9 protein-coding genes and 1 tRNA gene are annotated in these 21,520 nt (G+C 56.8%); all 10 read left to right on the forward strand.

Annotation, left to right across the window (positions count from 1 at the left end; translation table 11 throughout):
* Positions 1-10 precede the first annotated feature (10 nt).
* The 10 genes from pheT (at position 11) to E8F11_RS11060 (ending at position 21,520) form a co-directional block, all read left to right on the forward strand.
* Positions 11-2,389, forward strand: coding sequence for a phenylalanine--tRNA ligase subunit beta (gene pheT / locus E8F11_RS11015; protein ID WP_280288873.1), 2,379 nt, complete (start codon positions 11-13; stop codon positions 2,387-2,389).
* 3 nt (positions 2,390-2,392) lie between these two features.
* On the forward strand, positions 2,393-2,695 hold the full coding sequence (gene ihfA / locus E8F11_RS11020) for an integration host factor subunit alpha (RefSeq protein WP_044874623.1): 303 nt from the start codon (positions 2,393-2,395) through the stop codon (positions 2,693-2,695).
* Positions 2,676-3,032 carry a MerR family transcriptional regulator gene (locus E8F11_RS11025; RefSeq protein ID WP_280288874.1) on the forward strand — a complete coding sequence of 119 codons (357 nt, stop codon included), beginning with the start codon at positions 2,676-2,678 and terminating at the stop codon, positions 3,030-3,032. Before ihfA ends, E8F11_RS11025 begins: the two co-directional genes overlap by 20 nt.
* A gap of 87 nt (positions 3,033-3,119) precedes the next feature.
* Positions 3,120-3,196 (forward strand) — tRNA-Pro (locus E8F11_RS11030).
* 431 nt (positions 3,197-3,627) lie between these two features.
* Positions 3,628-7,809, forward strand: coding sequence for a BREX system serine/threonine kinase PglW (gene pglW, locus E8F11_RS11035; RefSeq protein WP_280288875.1), 4,182 nt, complete (start codon positions 3,628-3,630; stop codon positions 7,807-7,809).
* Between the two features lie 62 nt (positions 7,810-7,871).
* Complete coding sequence (pglX, locus tag E8F11_RS11040) at positions 7,872-11,564, forward strand: BREX-2 system adenine-specific DNA-methyltransferase PglX (protein WP_280288876.1); 3,693 nt, start codon at positions 7,872-7,874, stop codon at positions 11,562-11,564.
* Between the two features lie 16 nt (positions 11,565-11,580).
* On the forward strand, positions 11,581-15,255 hold the full coding sequence (locus E8F11_RS11045) for a phage resistance protein (RefSeq protein ID WP_280288877.1): 3,675 nt from the start codon (positions 11,581-11,583) through the stop codon (positions 15,253-15,255).
* A gap of 4 nt (positions 15,256-15,259) precedes the next feature.
* Positions 15,260-18,049 carry a BREX-2 system phosphatase PglZ gene (gene pglZ / locus E8F11_RS11050; protein WP_280288878.1) on the forward strand — a complete coding sequence of 930 codons (2,790 nt, stop codon included), beginning with the start codon at positions 15,260-15,262 and terminating at the stop codon, positions 18,047-18,049.
* Between the two features lie 15 nt (positions 18,050-18,064).
* Positions 18,065-19,384 carry a BREX system ATP-binding protein BrxD gene (gene brxD / locus E8F11_RS11055; protein WP_280288879.1) on the forward strand — a complete coding sequence of 440 codons (1,320 nt, stop codon included), beginning with the start codon at positions 18,065-18,067 and terminating at the stop codon, positions 19,382-19,384.
* Between the two features lie 24 nt (positions 19,385-19,408).
* Positions 19,409-21,520 carry a DEAD/DEAH box helicase gene (locus E8F11_RS11060; RefSeq protein ID WP_280288880.1) on the forward strand — a complete coding sequence of 704 codons (2,112 nt, stop codon included), beginning with the start codon at positions 19,409-19,411 and terminating at the stop codon, positions 21,518-21,520.

Consider the following 21,520-nt stretch of genomic DNA (forward strand, 5'->3'; position numbering starts at 1 on the left):
GAGTAAGCAAATGAAATTCAGTGAAAACTGGCTGCGGAGCTGGGTAAGCCCGCAGGTATCCCGCGACGAGCTGGTGGCTCGTCTGTCCATGGCCGGCCTCGAAGTCGACAGCGTCACCCCGGTGGCCGGTGCCTTCAGCGGCGTGGTCGTGGGCGAGGTGCTGAGCACCGAACAACACCCGGACGCCGACAAGCTGCGCGTCTGCCAGGTGAGCAACGGCAGCGAGACCTTCCAGGTCGTGTGCGGCGCGCCCAACGTGCGCCCCGGCCTGAAGATCCCCTTCGCCATGATCGGCGCCGAACTGTCGGACGACTTCAAGATCAAGAAGGCCAAGCTGCGTGGCGTCGAGTCCAGCGGCATGCTCTGCTCGGCCTCCGAACTGCAAATCAGCGATGAAAACGACGGCCTGATGGAACTGGCCGCCGACGCCCCCGTGGGCCAGGACATCCGCGCCTACCTGGGCCTGGATGACGTGATCATCGAACTGGGCCTGACCCCCAACCGCGGCGACTGCCTGAGCCTGTCCGGCCTCGCCCGCGAAGTGGGCGCGCTCTACGATGCGCCGGTTACCCGTCCGCAAGTCGCCTCCGTTGCGCCGGCCCATGACGAAGTGCGCCCGGTGGAAGTCTCCGCCCCGGCTGCCTGCCCGCGCTACCTCGGCCGCGTGATCCGCAACGTCGACCTGTCCAAGCCGACCCCGCTGTGGATGGTCGAGCGCCTGCGTCGCGCCGAAGTCCGCAGCATCGACGCCGCCGTCGACATCACCAACTACGTGATGCTCGAACTCGGCCAGCCCATGCACGCCTTCGACCTCGCCGAAATCAACGGCGGCATCCGCGTGCGCATGGCGGAGGAGGGCGAGAAGCTCGTCCTGCTCGACGGCCAGGAAGTCACCCTGCGTCCCGACACCCTGGTGATCGCCGACCACACCCGCGCCCTGGCTATCGCCGGCGTCATGGGTGGCGAGCACAGCGGCGTCAGCGCCAAGACCCGCGACCTGTTCCTCGAAGCCGCCTTCTTCGACACCATCGCCGTCGCTGGCAAGGCCCGTTCCTATGGCCTGCACACCGACTCGTCGCACCGCTTCGAGCGTGGCGTCGACTTCCAGCTCGCCCGCGAAGCCATGGAGCGCGCCACCGGCCTGCTGCTGGACATCGTCGGCGGCGAAGCCGGCCCCATCATCGAAGCCGCAAGCGAAGCGCACCTGCCAAAGGTTGAGCCGGTCACCCTGCGTGCCGAGCGTATCGCCCAGATGCTGGGCATGGAAATGGACGCCGCCGAAGTCGAGCGCCTGCTCACCGCGCTGGACCTGAAGGTCACCGCCGAAGGTGCCGGCCAATGGCGCGTCGACGTACCGAGCCACCGCTTCGACATCAGCCTGGAAGTGGACCTGATCGAAGAGCTGGGCCGCCTCTACGGCTACAACCGTCTGCCGGTTCGCTACCCGCAGGCCCGCCTGGCGCCGACCGCGCGCTCCGAAGCCGCCGTCGAGCTGCCGGCCCTGCGCCGCCTGCTGGTTGCCCGTGGTTATCACGAGGCCATCACCTACAGCTTCATCGATCCCAAGCTGTTCGAGCTGTTCAACCCGGGCGTGAAGCCGCTGATGCTGGCCAACCCCATCTCCGCCGACATGGCCGCCATGCGTTCTTCGCTGTGGCCGGGCCTGGTCAGTGCCCTTCAGCACAACCTCAACCGCCAGCAGTCCCGCGTGCGCCTGTTCGAAAGCGGCCTGCGCTTCGTTGGCCAGCTCGAAGGCCTGAAGCAGGAGCCTATGCTCGCCGGCGTGCTCTGCGGTTCGCGCCTGCCGGAAGGCTGGGCCAACGGCCGCGATGCCGTCGACTTCTATGACGCCAAGGCAGACGTCGAAGCCGTACTCGGCGCAGCCGGTGCACTGGACGCATTCAGCTTCGTGCCCGGCGAACACCCGGCTCTGCACCCGGGCCAGACCGCACGGATCGAAAGGGAAGGGCGCCTGGTCGGCTACCTCGGTGCCCTGCACCCGGAACTGGCCAAGGCCCTGGACCTGGATCAGCCGGTCTACCTGTTCGAGCTGCTGCAGGCCGAAGTGATGCAAGGCAAGCTGCCGAAGTTCAGCGAGCTGTCGCGCTTCCCCGAAGTGCGCCGCGACCTGGCCCTGCTGGTAGACCGCGACGTAGCCGCCGAAGCCGTGCTGGCCACCATCCGCGAAGCCGCCGGCGAGTGGATGACCGACCTCAGGCTGTTTGACGTGTATCACGGTAAAGGTATTGATCCGCTTAGAAAAAGCTTGGCGGTCGGCTTGACCTGGCAGCATCCATCGCGCACTCTTACTGACGATGAGGTGAACAACACGACGCAAAACATCGTCACCTCGCTAGAAGACAGGTTCAATGCCACGTTAAGGAAGTAGCGTATGGGGGCTCTGACGAAAGCTGAGATGGCTGAACGTCTATATGAAGAGCTTGGCCTGAATAAACGGGAAGCCAAGGAACTGGTGGAGCTGTTCTTCGAGGAAATCCGTCAGGCGCTGGAGCACAACGAACAGGTGAAGCTGTCCGGATTCGGCAACTTCGACCTGCGCGACAAGCGTCAGCGGCCTGGCCGGAACCCGAAGACAGGCGAGGAAATCCCGATCACGGCGCGCCGTGTGGTCACTTTCCGTCCAGGGCAGAAACTCAAAGCCAGGGTTGAAGCTTATGCTGGAACCGAGTCATAACGACGAGTTACCGCCCATTCCAGGCAAGCGTTACTTCACTATTGGCGAGGTTAGTGAACTCTGCGCAGTCAAGCCTCACGTGCTGCGTTACTGGGAGCAGGAATTTCCCCAGCTCAACCCAGTAAAGCGGCGCGGCAACCGACGCTACTACCAGCGCCAGGATGTGCTGATGATCCGGCAGATCCGGGCGCTGCTCTACGACCAGGGCTTTACCATCGGCGGGGCGCGCCAGCGCCTCTCCGGCGACGAAGCCAAGGAAGACACCACTCAGTACAAGCAGCTCATCCGGCAGATGATCTCCGAGCTCGAGGACGTCCTCCAGGTTCTGAAAAAATAAAGAATCTTGAAAAAAACCTTCCACAATTCAAAAGCTTAATGTATAGTTCGCTCCGCTTCCGGTGATCCGGAGCAAGCTAGAAAACGTCGGGGCGTAGCGCAGCCTGGTAGCGCACTTGCATGGGGTGCAAGGGGTCGAGTGTTCGAATCACTCCGTCCCGACCAAAAATCCCTAGAAAATCCAAGCACTTACGAGTGCTTGGATTTTTTTATGCCTGGCGTTTTTGGTTACCAATTCAAAACGGTCATTCTGGTTGCCAATTGGTTGCCAATTGAGATTGACTTGGCAGATCGGGTGCCGCAGTTGATGAACTCTAAATTGGCTCACTGGTTTCGCTAATCTAGGGCTTACGCCTGCACGGCGAAGGGGTCGCTACACCTGGCGCTATAGGCTGATAGGTGAGACTTCACCAGGTTGGGTTGAGCATGTAATGGCTGATCCTGCGAGTGTTGCCTATCAGGCATGGCCCACTCGAGCTCTGTCTTTGGTGGCGGTTTGCCATCTTGCTGGTTCAGGCGCGTAGTATCATGAGGCTCTTGGGTTTGAAAATGCTTGATCTCGGCTGGTGCCAGCTAATAAGCAAGGATGGTCATTGATGGACAAGCTCTGGAAGCAGATTACCCAATCCGATTACATCTGGGAGAGGGAAGCGCTGGAGTTCGCCAAGCACTTGCTCCCTGATCATGATCCCTACCGTGCCTGGGCAAATTTCGAGTTTATTGCCCAAGATGGCTCCATCAATGAAGTCGACCTCATGGTGCTCACGCCCAAGGGGATGTACCTCATTGAGATAAAATCTCATCCTGGAACTATCAGTGGTGATGCTGCAAACTGGGTTTGGGAAAAGCCCCTGCCTAAGGGTGGGCAGAAGATTTTCGATAACCCCCGTCTCCTTGCGCGTCGCAAGGCGCAGAAGCTGGCTTCTTTGCTGAAGACGCAGCCTTCATTTCATCGCAGCAAGGAAGCAGTACCTTTTATCGATGCCTTGGTGTTTCTCTCAGCCGAGGACCTGGTTATCAAGCTGGAAGGTAATGCTCGCCAGGGCGTGGTGAATCGGCAAGAGCTGCTCCGCGAAATCACGCTTATCGATGAGAGCTGGAAGCATCGGCAGATCACTGCATACGCGGCCAAAGTCATCTCGCGCGCAGTTGAAGAGGCGGGCATTAAAGAGTCCGTACGCATGCGCCGCGTGGGCAGCTATGAGCTTCAGAGCCTTCTAGACGAGTCCGACACCTATCAGGATTGGCTAGCTCTGCATCCAGATCTTGGTATGCAGCGCAAGGTGCGTATTTACCTGACGCAGGGTAAGCAGCAGGAAGAGGTTTCGCGGCTCGAGAAAGCAGCCAAGCTTGAGTTTCGATTGCTCGAGGGGATCGAGCATCCAGGGATTTTACGTGCGCACGAATTTCAGCAGCATGATAGCGGCCCTGCGTTGGTCTACGAGCACGATCCCAAAGCATTTCGTCTCGATCACCTTTTGATGCATCTGGGCAAGGATCGGCGTCTGGATACGGTGCAGGCTGCCTACCTACTTCGTCTCATTGCAGAAGCTGTGCAGTACGCGCATGGGCAAAAGCTTTATCACCGGGGCCTGAGCCCTCAGTGCATTTGGGTCAAGCCGCTTGGTGAAGAGAAGTACAGTGTCAAAATCAGCAACTGGGCTACTGCAGAGCGCATATTCGAGAGCGAATCGCGCAACATCAGCGCGCTAACCCGCTTGAGTAACCTCGTGCATGAAGAGGCCGGGCCATATGTAGCGCTGGAGGCGCACACTGGGGCTGCAGACGGTGTACATCTGGACGTTTTCTCGCTGGGTGCGATCGCCTACCACCTGTTTACAGGTAAGAAGCCCGCACAAACCGACATTGAGTTACTAGACAAGCTGCGCCGCGGCAGTGGCCTGCAGGTTACCGATGAAATCAACGGTGCAAGCGAGGCTATGCAGTACCTGGTGCAGTACGCCACTCATCCTGATGTAGGGAGTCGGCTGGAGTCGGTCAGTGAGTTCATCAAGCGTTTGGATGACTTTGAGGATGAAGTCAGCCAGCCGAACACGCTACGCACCAACCCGACAGAGGCACGTAAAGGTGATCTCCTGCCAGGGGGCTTTCAGGTTATTCAGCCACTCGGCAAGGGGGCATGTTCAGTCGTCTTCTTGGTCGATTACCAGGGGCAGTCTCGCGTTCTGAAAATCGCTTCTACGCCTGACCACAACACCCGCCTTATGAAGGAGGGCGAGGTTCTGGTCAGGTTGCGTCACCAGGCCATTGTTCCTTATTACAAGACCCTGGATATCGTCGGGCATACCGCGTTGTTACTCGACTACGCGACCGAGGGCACCCTGGCCCAGCGTCTCCGCCATGTTGGTGCTGTGCAGCTGGAGCTGCTTGAGCGCTTCGGTGATGACTTGCTCAGTGCCGTCGTGCACCTAGAAGACCAGGCGTTGGTGCATCGCGATATCAAGCCGGAGAACATTGGCTTGGTGATGCAAGGCAGCGTCCTTCACCTGATGCTCTTTGATTTCTCTCTATCCAGTGTCGGTGCCGACAATATCAGCGCTGGCACCTTGGCCTATATGGATCCGTTTATCAGGGATCTTGGTCGTCGTCGTTGGGACGATCATGCCGAGCGATTCTCCGTTGCGCTGACGCTTTACGAGATGGCCGCAGGGGCTTTGCCCGGATGGGCTTCGTCCGAGGGGCTGCCGCATCAGTTGGAAGGTGAGCTGGAAGTCGACCGTACGGTATTCGACCCGAGCATTCGCGATCGCATGGCTGAATTCTTCAGGCGTGCCTTGGTGCGTGATGTGCGCAAGCGCTTTGCCAGTGCCGGCGAGATGCTGCGTGAGTGGCGTAAGACCTTCCACGCCGCGCGTAGTGAGTCGTTGCATACAACGCATCAGCCGCTGGAGCTGACTTGCCCCATCAGTGAAGCCCAGCTGGATACGCAGATCGGCTTGCTGGCACTGACCCCGCAAGCACTGGATACCCTCAGCCGACGCAATATCAACAGCGTTGCCGACCTGATCAAACTGAACCGCTCTCGCGTTCGAGTCTGGACGGGGGTTGGGGTGAAGACCCGTAATGAGCTGTCCGATGTGATTGGTCAGCTTCAGGCGCGCCTCCTCGAAGGCCAGCAAATTCAGCAGTTGGATAGCGGCGACACCAGCGTCGTCAGTGTCGACCGCCTGTTCCATCAGGTCACGCCGAAGTCGACTGATCAGACCCGTCTGAGCTTCCTTAACGAATACTTGGGTCGATTGGACGAGGACGCCCCCAAAGGCATGCATAACGTTCATTGGCCGACACCGGCAGCCATCAGCGGCCACCTTGGTATCGAGACGCTGGTGGTGCGGGAGCTGATCGACAAGGTCCTGATCCAGTGGGGCAAGACCAAAGCCATTACCGATTTGCGAGAGGAAATCGTCGACCTGCTGGAGGATAATGGCGGGGTGATGACGGCAGTTGAAGTTGCCGATGCGATCCTGCTGCGCCGTGGTTCAGTGCAAGACAGTCCGCTGCGCGAGCGTTGGGCATATGCCGTTGTGCGCGCTGCTGTGGAAACGGAGCTGAGTAAGCAGGAGCCTCGCTGGCTGTTGCGGCGCTTTGGTAACCGCTTCCTGATTGCTGACAATCGGCAGGGGCGAGGCGAAGAGCTTGCCGACTACGCCTGTGATCTTGGTAGCTTGGCCGATGAGTGTGCTCGTCAGCAGCCATTGCTGGCCCCTGTTCGTACGCTAGAAAAAATCCGGGCGGTGCCCGCTCCAGAGTCCTTCGCTGGGCTGAGCAACCATCGGCTTATGCGCTTGGCTGCAGCGGCGTCTGAAAGTGCTGCCTTGTCCAGCCGCGTGGAGTTCTACCCGCGCAGTATGTCGGCCAGGCTGGCGCTGGAGTTGGCTCAAGGTGCGCTGCTGGGCAGCAAGGCGCTTACGGTTAAGGATATTCAGACCCGCGTGGCAGGGCGCTATCCGGCGGCGCAGGAGCTGCCAGGCCGGCCTGAGCTCGATGAGCTGGTGCACTCGCTGGATATCGGCTTCCAGTGGAATGGCAGCTTTGAGTTTGCCAATGGCACCAAGGGAGGCTACTGCCTGCCGAGCGCAGGCATCACCAGCTTCGCATCAGCCGGCTCTACTCACTACAGCCAAACTCACCAGGGTGAAGACGACACCACCACACTCAAGTCGGTTAAAGAGCTTGGCTTGATGCTGGAGAAGGTGGTGGACGCTTCCCACTTCCTGGCCCTGACCGTGAGGCCGCGTCAGTGGTGGCAAGCGCAGGAAAAGCTCTGCCGCGACTACCCCTTTAAGCGCATCAGCTTTGATGAGCTGCTGCTGCGCCATGTGCAGGCCGTGTGCGCCAGCATGCCCAAAGCACCGGACTGGCAGGTCGTGCTCAAGGCAGATGCCTGCGAGCGCAACTCCCGCGATTGGCAGAACCTGCAGCGCCTCGTTCAGCGGGCGTTGCCGGCTATGGCTGAGGAAATTCTGCAGGCCGGCCAGCCAGTGCTCCTGACAGAGCCTGGTCTACTGGCGCGCTATGAACTGATTACGACCTGGCTGAGCGATCTGCGCCAACAACTGATGAGCGTGAGTGGTCGCACAGGTATTGCCGTCCCTGGGTTAGCCCTGCTGATAGCTGTGGATGCCCAGCGTTCAGCGGCCATGATCGACGACGCGTTGGTTCCGACTGGCGCTGGTAGCAAAGAGTTTTCCCATATTCCCAGTAGCTGGTTGGAAAGCGATCAGCCTCTACTTGAGGTTGTTAATACCCCTGCCTAAGTGAAATTGATACCAGGCCCAATACCGCAGCGATGTTGGACCTCATGCACAAGGATTTACCTGTGATTATTCGTGCCGATCTACTGAAAAGCCTCCAGGCCCTCCTGCCGCATATCGAGAGAGACATCCTTGCTTATAGCGAGGCTAACGCAGAGCTGAGTGAGCATCTGCAAAGCGAATATCGCGCTGCTGTTGAGGCTGAGCGCACCGCCGAGCACTTCGTATCCTGGCGGGAAGCGCAAATAACCCAGGCCGCCGTGGCCTGGGTGCTGACCTGCGTGTTTGTGCGCTTTCTGGAAGACAACGGACTACTGACTGAGCCGGTGCTGGCTGGCCCGGTGCGTGATGCACAGTGCCGAAATGCCTTGCAGCAGGCCAAAGAACGCATGGTGGCGTACTTCAATGAGCACCCAACTTTTGAGGAGCGGCATTACCTGCTCGATCTATTTGCGGAGCTGGAAAAATATCCGGTGATCGCCGAGCTCTTGGATCATCGACACAACCCCTTATGGCAGATTCCGGTCTCGGCCGATGGTGCCAAGCGGCTGATCGACTTCTTCCAGAAGATCGATGCAGACAGCGGCGAACTTCTGCATGATTTTTCCGACCCGGAATGGGATACCCGCTTTCTAGGTGACCTGTACCAGGACCTTTCTGAGTCCGTCCGCAAGCGTTTCGCACTGCTGCAGACACCTGAATTCGTCGAGAGCTTTATTCTCGATTACACCCTGGAGCCGGCGATTCAGACCTTTGGACTATCGGGGTTGCGGTTGATCGACCCGACTTGCGGTTCGGGGCACTTTTTGCTCACGACCTTCGAGCGAGTGTTCAACCAATGGTTGAAACGTGAGCCTGGCAGTAATGCCCGTGAGCTGGCACAGCGAGCACTGGACGTAGTGCATGGCACCGATATCAACCCTTACGCCATTGCCATCTGCCGATTCCGCCTGCTGATTGCTGCCATGAAGGCTGCCGGCAGCATAAAGATTAAGGATGCTCCTAAGTTTACGTTCAATCTGGCGTGCGGCGATTCGCTCTTGCACGGCCGGCGTTTTGAGTGGCAGGGGCAGGGTATCCAGGGCGGTTTGCTGGATGAGGAAAAGAAACATGTTTACGAAGTTGAAGATCCTGAAAAGCTCGCCAGGATTCTTGGGCAGCGTTATCACGTAGTGGTGGGGAATCCACCTTATATTACAGTCAAAGACAAAGCGCTAAATCAGGCGTATCGGGATAAATATCCGACCTGTCACCGCAAGTATTCTCTTGGTGCTCCTTTTACTGAGCGTTTCTTTGATCTGACGCTATGGCCTGAAGGTAATCAGCCTGCCGGCTTTATGGGGATGATTACCGCCAACAGCTTTATGAAGCGTGAGTTTGGCAAGAAGCTGATTGAGGATTATCTGCCGCGCAAGGACCTGACTCATGTGATTGATACGTCAGGCGCCTATATTCCGGGGCACGGTACTCCCACTGTAATTCTATTTGCCCGTAATCAGAAACCTACGGCCGACGTTGTGCGTGCCGTCTTAGGCATTCGCGGCGAGTCCTCTACGCCGGAGAACGCTGCTCAAGGAGAGGTTTGGTCGTCCATCGTAAGCTTAATGCCAAAAGCAGGAAGCGAGAATGCCTATATAAGTGTGGTGGATCAGGCCAGAGACTCCTTTGTGAACCATCCTTGGAGCGTCGGGGGAGGGGGTGCTGCCGATCTAAAAGCTCTTATTGACAGCAAGGCCGCCACGATCTTGGGAAGTCATTGTTCTGGCCTTGGCTTTGGAATGATTACTGGTGAGGATGATGTCTACTCGCTGCCCAGGAAGGACTCTCGAAATCGTATTGATTCGAATTTTCTTCGAGGGCTTGTTGAGGGTGATGCTGTTAGAGATTGGTCGATTTCTTCAAATATCAATTGCATTTTTCCCTATGATTCAAATGTCGATGAGGTTTTTGATCGTCAGATAAGTAATAAATTATGGCCGGCTAAGGTTGTCTTGAATAGTAGAGTATATTTCGGTAAGACGCAGTGTCAGAGGGGGATGGCTTGGTATGAGTATGGATACATCTCCAAGGATAAATGTGCTGCTGAGTTGCTAATTGCCTTCGCTGAGGTTTCCACTCATAATCACTTCGTTATTGATTTTGGTGGCAAGGTTTTCAATCGTACGGCGCCAGTTATAACATTGAGTTCTGGTGCGTCAAAAAGCGATTACATGTTTTTTTTGGGGCTGCTGAATAGCTCGGTTGCCTGCTTTTGGATGAAGCAGGTATTTCACAATAAAGGGGACTCTACTGATTCCAACGGGGCTAGAGTAACAGGCGATCCTGCGTTCGATACCTATCAGTACGCAGGTACTGGGCTCAAGAAATTTCCAGTCGTAGAGGACTTAAATGGCCTGGTCCTACATTTTTCACAAAAAATGAATGCATTGGTTGGGCAGTTAAATAATTGTTGCCCTGAGTCTGTCATTGATTCGCCAGGCGCCCACCTCGTTGAAATGTTGAGCTCCTTTCATGAACAGGATGTGCAGATTTTTGGCCGTATGATTGCTCTTCAGGAAGAGCTAGATTGGAACATCTATCAGTTGTATGGACTGGTTGACGACGCAATCTGTTACCAAGGTGAAACCCCTACGGTGAAGTTGGGTGAGCGAGCTTTCGAGATTCACCTCGCCCGCAAGATAGCAGCTGGAGAAGCTGACTCAAGCTGGTTTGCACGTCACGGAAGTACGCCGATTACCGAGGTTCCGGACCATTGGCCGGAGGATTACCGAGCGTTGGTCGAACGTCGTTTGCAGACCATAGAACAGAACCAATGGATCGGGCTAATTGAGCAGCCAGAATATAAACGACGTTGGAGCCGCGATAGCTGGGAGTCACGCCTGCAGGCTGCGTTGAAGGAATGGCTGTTAGGGCGTCTTGAGCAAGCCTGCCAAGCTGCGGAGCTACAAACCTGTGCCCAACTCGCCGACCGTCTTCGTCGTGATGCGGATGTCAGTCGTGTGGCAGAGCTTTATTGTGGTTCTGATCTGTTTGATCTGCAGGTACTGGTTTCCGAGCTGGTAGACGCTGACAACGTCCCCCAAATGGCTGCCGCTCGCTTGAAACCAGCATCTATGGAAAAGTTCCGTGCCTGGCAGGAAACCTGGGACAAGCAACGTCTGGAAGATGCTATTGACGCCAAATATGGTGTCGATCGGTCGTTGCCCGAGGAAGACGCCCTGGACCCTGAAAAGAAAGCCAAGTACGACTTGGCTTTAGCCCAAGCGAAGCTTGAGGCGGCCGAAAAGGTAGGGCACATTCCGCTGCCTCCGCAATACAAGTCCACTGACTTCCGCAAGTCAAGTTATTGGCCGTTGCGCGGCAAGCTGGATGTGCCTAAAGAGCGCTTCTTCTCGCTGCCTGGCTGTGAAAAGGGCGGCGATAGCACACTAGTAGTCGGCTGGGCTGGTTTGAATCACCTGCAACGGGCTCAGGCCGTTGCTGCCTGGTATCTGGAGCGCAAAGAGGGTGAGGGCTGGGAAGCTGAACGTCTCATGCCAATGCTTGCGGCGCTGGATGAGCTGGTCCCCTGGTTGAAGCAGTGGCACAACGAGGTGGACCCGGAGTTCGGCGAGCGCATGGGCGACTACTATGAAGGCTTCCTGCTTGAGGAACTGCGTAATCTGGAGATTACTCGGGCTGACCTATTTAGCTGGCAGCCGGCTGCGGTGGCTGGAAAACGTGGCGGCCGCAAGAAGAGAGTGGCCGAGCAGAATTGATTCTGGGGTTTGATGCATGACATTGATTAAAGAGCTGATCGAGATCCCAGAAAAGGTTCAACGGGGTGATTTCGTCCTTAACCTTTCCAGTGGTTTGGCTGACGCGGCTATCAGCCAGACCTTGGAGCAGTATGTGGTGACGCCGCAGCTGCAGCGGTCGTTCGACGACGCCCTGAGCTTTATTAAAAGCACAGTAGTGGGTAACCAGAACCGGCAAAAGGGTGCATATCTGCACGGCAGCTTCGGTAGCGGTAAATCGCACTTTATGGCGGTGCTGCACCTTCTGCTGCAGGGCAATGCCCAGGCCCGCGCGATCAACGAGCTGGCGCCTGCCGTAGCCAAGCATGATGAGTGGCTGCAACAAACCAATATCCTGCTGGTGCCCTACCACATGATCGGCGCTGCCAGCATCGAGGCTGGTGTGCTGGGTGGCTATGCTCGCCATATCAAGCACCTGCACCCAGATGCGCCGGTGCCTGGCTTCTTCATGAGTGGTCGGTTGTTCCACGATGCGCGTCAATTGCGCGGGAATATGGGCGATGAGTCCTTCTTTGCCACGCTTAACAAGGGGGCTGCTGCGGCCGAGGATGATGGTTGGGGCGATCTGTCGACTGGCTGGGATGCAGCCAGTTTCGATGCGGTACTCAATGATCAAGCCGGCGCGGACGATAAGGCACGGTTGGTAGGGGACCTGATCGGCACCTTCTACAGCTCCATGGCGGATATGGCCAACAGCGAATACGGCGGTTACGTCGACTTCGATGAAGGGCTGCGCATCATGACTGAGCATGCTAAGGCGCTGGGCTATGACGCGATCATCCTGTTCCTCGATGAGCTGATTCTCTGGCTGGCCAGTCACCTGTCAGACCAGCGCTTTATAGCCAACAACATTCAGAAGGTGGTGAAGCTCGTCGAGGCCAGTGAGCAACGTGCGCTGCCCATGGCCGGCTTTATTGCCCGTCAGCGGGATCTGCGTGAGTTCGTGGGTGATCAGTACAACGGTGCCGAACAGCAAGCGCTGAGTGACTCGCTCAAGTACTGGGATGGCCGCTTCCACACCATTACCCTTGAAGACCGCAACTTGCCGGTGATTGCCGAGCGCCGCTTGCTCAAACCGATCAATGCTGCAGCCAAGGCAGAAATCGACAGTGCCTTTGCTGCCATGGACGCCGGGTTACGCAGCGAGGTGCAGGAAATATTGCTGACCAACCAGGGCGACCGCGAGATGTTCCGCTCGCTTTATCCGTTCAGTCCGGCCCTGGTGCAGGCTCTGGTGGCATTGTCTTCAGCGCTGCAGCGCGAGCGTACGGCGCTCAAAGTCATGCTGATGCTTTTGGTTGACCAGCGCGACAGTCTGGAGCTGGGTGGCTGTATCCCTGTCGGTGATTTGTACGACGTGATCGCGTCCGAGGCTGAGCCGTTTTCGGAAGTGATGCGCATGCATTTCGACAATGCTCGTCATCTTTTCGAGCGCAAGCTGGTGCCGTTGCTTGAGGAAGAGCACAACCTGAAGCTGGATCAGTTGTTTGAACTCCCAGTTATCGATCCAGGCCGTCGTGCCTTTACCAACGACATGCGCTTGATCAAGACCTTGTTGCTGTCGGCACTGGTTCCTGAGGTTGAGTGCTTCAAGCAGCTCACGGCCAACAAGCTGGCTGCGTTGAACCACGGCACCATCAAGTCACCGATCCCGGGGCGTGAAGCGCAGACGGTATTGCAGAAGTGCCGCAAATGGGCAGGGCGTGTCGGTGAGATCAAGATCAGCGATGACTCCAACCCGGTCATCGCGATTCAGCTTTCGGGCGTGGATACCGAAAGCATTCTTGAGCAGGCTAAGATCCATGACAATGACGGAGCGCGTCGCAAGCTGATCAAGGATCTGCTGTTTGAGGCCTTCGGCGTCCAGGATGATAACCAGCTGTTTATCGAGCATCCCTTCGCATGGCGCGGCACCCGTCGTACCGTTGAGGTGATGTTCCAGAACATTCGTGAGATTTCCGACTTCACCACCTTTGAGGCTCGCGGTGACGATTGGAAGGTTCTGGTCGATTTTCCGTTTGACCAGGGTAACCACTCCCCCGCGAGCGACAGGGCACGGATCCAGGAGTACGAAGCTACTGGCAATGCCACGCAGACCCTGTGCTGGTTGCCGTACTTTTTCAGCCAATCGGCTCAGCGCGATCTGGGCACTTTGGTGACGCTAGAGCATGTACTGAAGACCGAAGATCGTTACAACTCTTTCAGTAGACATCTGAGCTCACAGGAACGAGGCCAGGCACGCATCCTGCTGGACAACCAGCGCAGCCAGCTGCGCCAGCGTATTCGTGATTACCTGATGGGCGCATTCGGTGCTGCGCAGCCGATCCCGGGCTCGTTGGACGATTCGGTACCACTAGAAAGTCAGGTTTATTCACTTGAACCTGGATTTACTCCGCAGCTGCCGATTGGCAGTAACCTGCGAGCAGCCTTCGAACACCTGCTTAACCAGGCGTTGAGCTTCCAGTATCCAGACCATCCCGAGTTTGATGGTGAAGTGAAACTGGCTGACCTGGGCAAGGTGATGGAGCAACTTCGTCGAGCTGTGCATGCTAGCAATGGTCGCATCGATATCGACACGCCATTCCGCTCAATCATGCGCTCGATTGCTCAGCCGCTGAAGCTTGGTGAAATGCACGAGCGGCACTTCATCTTCAAGGACGACTGGCCGAAGCAAATGACCCGTGAGCTGGCCAAGGATGAATACGCCGGGGATCCGGTGACGGTTAAGCGTCTGCGCGCCGCAATTGACCAGCCGACGCCGAAAGGATTGCCGGACATTGTGCAAAACCTGCTGATCATGGTGTTTGCCGAGCACGGCCAGTATGCCTTCTCGTTGCATGGGCAGGACTATGAGCCGACGCTGAAGGACATGCCGGATAACCTGTTGCTGACCAAACAGGATCTGGCTGAGCCGAATATCTGGAAGCAGGGTGTGGATAACGCTTCGGCCATCTTTGGCCTGACGCCTAACAAGCTGCGCACTGCCAACCATCAGAATGCACTGGAAAAGGATGTGCTGGATGAGGTCAAGCGGCAGCTTGGGCGTTGCGAGGAACTAGTTGTTGAGCTCAGAGGGGCATTGAGCCGGGTCAACCAGGGGACGCAATGCAATCGTCTGCGTAACGCCGAGTATGCCGTTAGGCTGTTGCAGGCGCTGCAGACTAAACAGGGTGCAGAGCTGATCGCTGCACTGGCCGATATCCAGCCTCCAACAAACGCGATGGCGCTGGCGAAAAGTATCGTTAGTGCTGCCAGCGTGACCCAGGCGATTCAGGACAATAACTGGCAACTGTTGGAGACAGTGTGGAAGTCTGGTGCTGCTGAAGCGTTGCAGATTAAGCAGCGCGTCAGTACTGCGCTGGCTGCTGATGAGTTGGTCACGGCGCTGGCACAGGCACTTCGCCAAGCGCAGGCTGATGCCACGTCGCAGCTGACGCGCAACGTCGTACCCCCGTCCTCTCCGGATGTGCCGCCTGCCGATACCGGTAGTAAGGGTGTCGGCGGCAGAAAGGTTCTGGAGCAGGTTCAGCAGAGTGGTTTAACCAGTAAGCAAGCGCGCAGTTTGTTCGCCGAGATTGAGAGCAAATTGAAGGACGGCTACGTGCTCGATGTGAGTTACAGCATTGTGGGCACTGATGGGGTTGAGGACTGAGGTGATGTCGATCATGCAGGCGAGCGCGACATTGCCGATGCCGGTGGTGACCCAGCTGCAGGCGGTTTTTCAGCGTGATACTGAGGCGGATTGCGTTGCATTGGTGTGGCCCAACCCGTTGACGACGTTAGCTGTAGAGCAAGTCGTTGAGGGGCGAAAGGTCAGGGCGGTCTACTGCATCTCTGAGTTGGCGATGCGTGAAGCCTTGGTCAAGCACCACCAGGATCGAAAAGATTCCACAGAACGTCTTGTGCTTCTGTCGGGTTTTGCTGAGACGGATCTGGCAATGGATGTGTTGGCCAGAATCTGGAGGAACGAGCCTCAGCGGATAAGCCCCTGGAAGACCCTGCAGCAACTGATTCGTGTCAGGGATATCGACCCACGTCTGACGCGCAAGCATGGCCGTTGGGTGGCTGAAGCGATGCTCAATGGTGTCGAACGCTACCAGGAGAAAATCAGCTTCGGTGAGGTTCTCGATGAGGAGACAGCCTGGCGCGCAATCGCTATGGCTCATCTGAACTACCAAGAAGCGACGCTGGATCTGCAGTCGGTACTGAGCTGGAGCACCAAAGGTGATGTCAGCGCATTGTTCACGGCATTGCCCAGCGATGTTCGGGATAACCTGAGTGACTGGTTGGCCCGTGGCTTACCGGAAACCCATGAACTGGTATCGACGCTGCTGCTGAATGATCAGGGTAGCGATCTACTCCCTGTGGCCTTGGCCTGTTCCGTGCTGTTTTCCTCGGAAATTGAGCAGTTACATGCATTGGATCTGAGCCAACTGCACATCAGTCGCGGGATTTTTCGTGAGCGCTATTTGGGCGGAAAGAAGATCGAGCTTCGCATGTTGCAGCCGCTGGGTGATGTCGCGGTTGCTCTGGTGAGACACTGGATTGGTGCCCTTGGATTCCCTAGCTATGCGCGCTTTTTATCGAAGGCGGAACAGATCCTTGCGAGCTTGGATATGCAGGCAGCCGCTCAGCACTCCGCGCTCTTGCCTTGCGGCCTCAATGCACGCTTTAACTCTTTTGCTGTCGCTTTGGATCAAGCCCTCGATGGGGGGGACTGCATGGCGGCAGAGTCTGCTTTGGAGCAGATGGAGACGCATTGCCTGGCAGGATTGGACCGTTACAGCGAGACGGTTGCCCGGGCGAATATGGCCATAAGGCTTCTGCGCTGGCTAAAGCTGACGCCGACTACTGAAGGAACCGCCGTTAGCTTGATTGGCGACTACATCGAGCAAGGTGGCTTCTGTGATTGGGCGCGGACCGAGATTTGGGCGGGTGATGCTGATGAGGCATTGAGCGCCGTGTACCAGAAGCTCTCTCAGCAAGTAGGGCGATACAGGGAGCGGCAGAATCAGGCCTTTGGGCAGCAGTTGGCTAGCATTGCTCGTGGCGATCATTTGCCTGCTCGACTCATTCCTGTTGAGCGCACCCTGGATGACCTGGTTGCACCATTGGCCGAACAGGGCCAAGTACTACTGCTGGTGCTGGATGGGATGAGCGAAGCGGTCTACCGGCAGCTGAGTGCAGACCTCACCCGGAATCATTGGTTGGAATTGCAGCCTGTTGACGCTCAGGGCGACGCGTGCCTGGTAGCAGCACTTCCCACGGTGACTCAGGTCAGTCGTTGTTCGCTGCTATCGGGCGCCCTTTGCGAAGGCAATGCCAATGACGAGAAGAAGGCTTTCAGCGGTCATCCGCAGCTGAAAAAACTGGCCTCCACCAAGTTTCCGCCGCAGGTCTTTCATAAGCAGGATTTGTCGCAGTCTGGATCCGGCAGCCTGCATAGCAGCGTCAGGGGTGTGATTGCTGGCACAGAGCATCGAATCTTGGCGGTGGTGATCAACGCCATTGATGATCAGCTGTCCAGTAGCTCTCAAGTTAAGGTCGACTGGTCGTTTGAAACCGTGGCCTTGTTTCGCCATGTGATGGAGGCCGCTCGCGAGGCTGGTCGTGTAGTGATCATTACCAGTGATCATGGCCATGTGTTGGATCATGATTCTGTCTACCAGCCGTCCGCCGACGAAAACGGCGAACGCTATCACCCGGTGGCACCCGGCATTGCTCCATCTGAGCTGGAAGTTCTGTTGTCGGGTGAGCGTGTCGTGACCGCCATTAAGCAGGTGATCCTGCCCTGGTCAGAACGCTTGCGTTATACCCGAAGCAAGAGCCATGGCTACCACGGCGGCGGTTCACTCCAGGAAGTGGTGATCCCGCTTGGGGTATACATCAATGCTGCCACGCGACAGGTGCTGGACGGTTGGCGCGAGGTGCCTCGCCGACTTCCTGTCTGGTGGAACTCGACAAAATCTGTTCTGGGAGAGGCTCCGGGTACGACTGAGCAGTCCACGATGCCTGCTGGCGTACCTGCCAAGAAATTAGCCGGCAAGAAGCAGGCTGTGGCTGAGGTTGTCGACGATATGTTCGGTTTTGGAGCTCCGGCGAATACAGCGAGCAAAAGCGTCTCGCAGAATGCCACCAGTGACTGGATTGGAGCGCTGCTCTGTTCGCCTGTCTATCGCCAGGTTCGCGATAGGGCAGGCCGAACAGCGATCAGTGATGAACAAATGCAGGGGCTGTTGAGGCTTATGGAGGAGCAACGCTGGCAGGTCATGGAGGCAGCGCTGTGCTCTGAGTTGCTCATTCCGAAACTGAGGATCCGCGGTTTCCTCGCTGGAGCGCAGAAGCTGCTCAATGTGGATGGCTATCCGATTCTTTCAGTGGAGCGTGACTCGCAAACAATCCGTCTGAACGTTGCGGATTTGAAGACGCAGTTTGAAATTCAATAACTACAGGGTGTAGGAATGTCGATTAGCCAACAACGACGTCAGGATATTCTGGACGCTCTGCGACGCGGAACCGTGCCGCAGTACGGATTAGATGCTTTGGCTGTTGGCTTGCTGCCATTTGAACGCGCCTTTGATGAGGAGCTGGAAAAGGTCCGTCGGGGAGGGGCTGTTTTCAAGGCCATTCGTGGTGAATACGGCAGTGGTAAAACCTTCGCTTCACGCTGGCTGCGTGAAAAGGCGCACCGACTTGGCTTTGCCTGCGCCGAAGTACAAATCTCCGAAACGGAGACGCCGCTGCACCGCCTTGAGACGGTCTATCGACGCCTGATGGAACGCCTGACTACACCGGATATGCCCTCTGGTGCGTTTCAGAATATCGTCGAAGCTTGGTTCTACACCCTGGAAGAGGATGTACTGACCCAGCACGACATCGATCCTAATGACTCCGAAGCACTGATCGACGCAACTGATTTGCTGATGGAGAAGCGCTTGGGCGAAGTGGTGCGCTCTGCACCTGCTTTTGCCCTAACCCTGCGTGCCTATCGAAGGGCTTTACTAGAAGGTGAGGAAGAGATCGCCAACGGGCTTCTGGCCTGGATGGCAGGTCAGCCGAACATTTCTGCCGCAGTTAAACGCTATGCGATGATCAAGGGTGACATCGACCATTTTGGCGCTTTGAGCTTCCTGCAAGGTGTCCTGACCATCCTCAAGGATTCTGGGCACCCTGGACTGCTGCTGGTGCTCGATGAAGTTGAAACGCTCCAGCGCATGCGCGGAGATGTACGCGACAAGAGCCTGAATGCGCTGCGTCAGTTGATGGATGAGGTGGACTCTGGGCGATTCCCAGGTCTTTTTCTGGTTATCACTGGTACGCCTGCTTTCTACGATGGGCCTATGGGCGTTCAGCGGCTGTCTCCTCTGGCCCAGCGTCTGGCGGTGGACTTCACCACTGATGCTCGCTTCGATAATCCTCGCGCCGTGCAAATTCGCCTTCGCGGCTTTAGTCAGGAGTCTTTGGAGGAGGTTGGCCGCAAGGTGCGCAACCTGTATGCCGAGAACAGCGCGATGGCGGATCGCATCCTTCGGCTGGCGGATGACGACTACATCGCTGAGCTGGCAAGAGCGGTGACAGGCAAGCTGGGAGGCAAAGTCGGAATTGCACCGCGAATTTTCCTGAAGAAGCTGGTGGGTGAGGTCCTGGATCGCATTGATCAGTTCGAGGATTTCAACCCGAGGCAGCATTACGCATTGACCATTTCGGATACCGAGCTGACTCCGGTCGAGCGCGCTACCAGTGCAGCAAAATCAGTCGACGATATCGAGCTCGATCTTTAATCTGCTTGAGTGGAGCTTTGCCGCATGAGTGAGTTCGACAAGCTCCATCCTGCCCTGCAGCACCACATCGTCAACTCTCTGGGTTGGAACGGTTTGCGACCTCTGCAGGAGGCAACCATCCAGCCTGTCCTGGATGGCGAACATGCGATCTTGCTGGCTCCGACGGCTGGCGGCAAAACCGAAGCGGCAAGCTTCCCCGTGTTTTCACGCATGCTTAGTGAGAGCTGGGAAGGGCTCTCCGTGCTCTATATCTGCCCGATCAAGGCGCTGCTCAATAACCTTGAGCAGCGCTTGAGTTACTACGGGCATCTCCTTGGCCGCAGCGTCGCCCTGTGGCACGGCGATATCAGCGCTGCGCGCAAAGCCAAGATTGTGGCCTCGCCACCAGACATTCTGCTGACAACACCTGAGTCGCTCGAGGTCATGCTGGTCTCCAATAAGGTTGACCATCAACAGCTGTTTGCCAATGTGCGCACGGTGATCATCGATGAGGTACATGCCTTTGCCGGGGATGATCGCGGCTGGCACTTGCTGTCCGTCCTTGAGCGAGTCAGTGCTTTGGCGGGGCGAGATATCCAGCGGTTGGGACTCTCTGCGACAGTGGGTAACCCTGACACGCTCTGTGACTGGCTTGCCGGTAGCTGCAGTGCACGAAGAAGCGTGATCAACCCTCCTGCTGAGAACAATGTGATTCCCGACGTCCAGGTCGACTGGGTAGGGTCGCTAAAGAACGCAGCGGTTGTGATTTCGAGAATGCATAAAGGCGAGAAGCGTCTCGTCTTTGTAGACAGTCGCTCAAAGGTCGAGGAGCTTGCGGTTGAGTTACGCTGCCTTGGGGTTGCAACCTACATATCCCACAGTTCATTGAGCCTGGAAGAAAGGAGGGCGGCTGAAGAGGCGTTCTCCCAAGGCAATGACTGTGTAATCGTTTCTACTTCGACGTTGGAGTTGGGCATCGATGTGGGCGACCTTGATCGGGTTATCCAGATTGATGCTCCGTACACGGTTGCTTCGTTCCTGCAGCGTATTGGCCGAACTGGCCGGCGCGTGGGCAGCTCTCGAAATTGCCTGTTTCTTGCTACCAAGGAAGATGCATTTCTTCGTGCGTTGGCGTTGTTGCAGCTGTGGCGTCAAGGGTATGTCGAACCTATCGAACCGCCAGCGAGGCCAATGCACATTTATGCCCAGCAAACGATGGCATTGGCACTTCAGCAAAACGGCATCATCGCTGCCGATGTTGATCAGTGGGTAGGGCGTATGCCGGGCTTTGCTGGGGTGGCCCCTGATGACCGTGCTGGCGTGATCAGCTACATGCTTGGAGCCGGGATATTGCACTCTGATGAGGGCCTCATCGGCATTGGCAAGGCAGGAGAGAAGGCGTTTGGTGAGAAGAATTTCATGGAGCTCTTTTCGGTATTCACGACGCCTCCCATGGTTAAGGTTTTCTGGGGCAAACAGGAGTTAGGCGAGGTTCATCAACTGACCTTCGCTGTTCGTGATAACGGACCAGCTCTGCTGACCCTCGGCGGGCGCAGTTGGCAAACGACTTACATCGACTGGCCGCGGAGAAAGGCCTTTGTCGAGCCTTCCGAGGTGCGAGGAAAGTCACAATGGGTCAGTGATGCGCAGCCTTTGAGATACGAGCTCTGTCGTGCGATTGCTGATGTTTTGGTTTCTGATCTCGTGCCAGAGGGGCTTTCATCCAGGGCGCAAGGGCTGCTTGGCGATCTACGGGACCAATACGGATGGCTTGAGGCAGGCAAAAGTACGCTGATTCTTGATGGCGATGGCAATGCAGTTTGGTGGAACTTCGCAGGAAAGCTGCTGAATTCGGCCATGAAGGATCTCCTGGCTGATGAGGCAGATAAGCTCATCGCCGACAACGAGTGCTTGAGCTTTCGCCACGTTTATTCGGACGTAGCGCTGGTGAGTGCTATTCGAGAGATTCTTGCGGGTGACTCGTATGATTTGGCGGTGCTGTTGGATGAAGCCTTTGTGCAAGAGCTGAAATTTGCAGAGTGCTTGAGCCAGAAAGAAATCGATCGTGAGTTGGGAGAGCGCTACGCAGTGGATAGTGATTTCCAGCAGTTCTGTCGTATTTCGCTCGCTGTTCTGAGGATGAGGGAAGAAGCCTGA

Origin of the sequence: Pseudomonas sp. BN417, from assembly GCF_029871205.1 — a bacterium.
Taxonomy (GTDB): Bacteria; Pseudomonadota; Gammaproteobacteria; order Pseudomonadales; family Pseudomonadaceae; genus Metapseudomonas.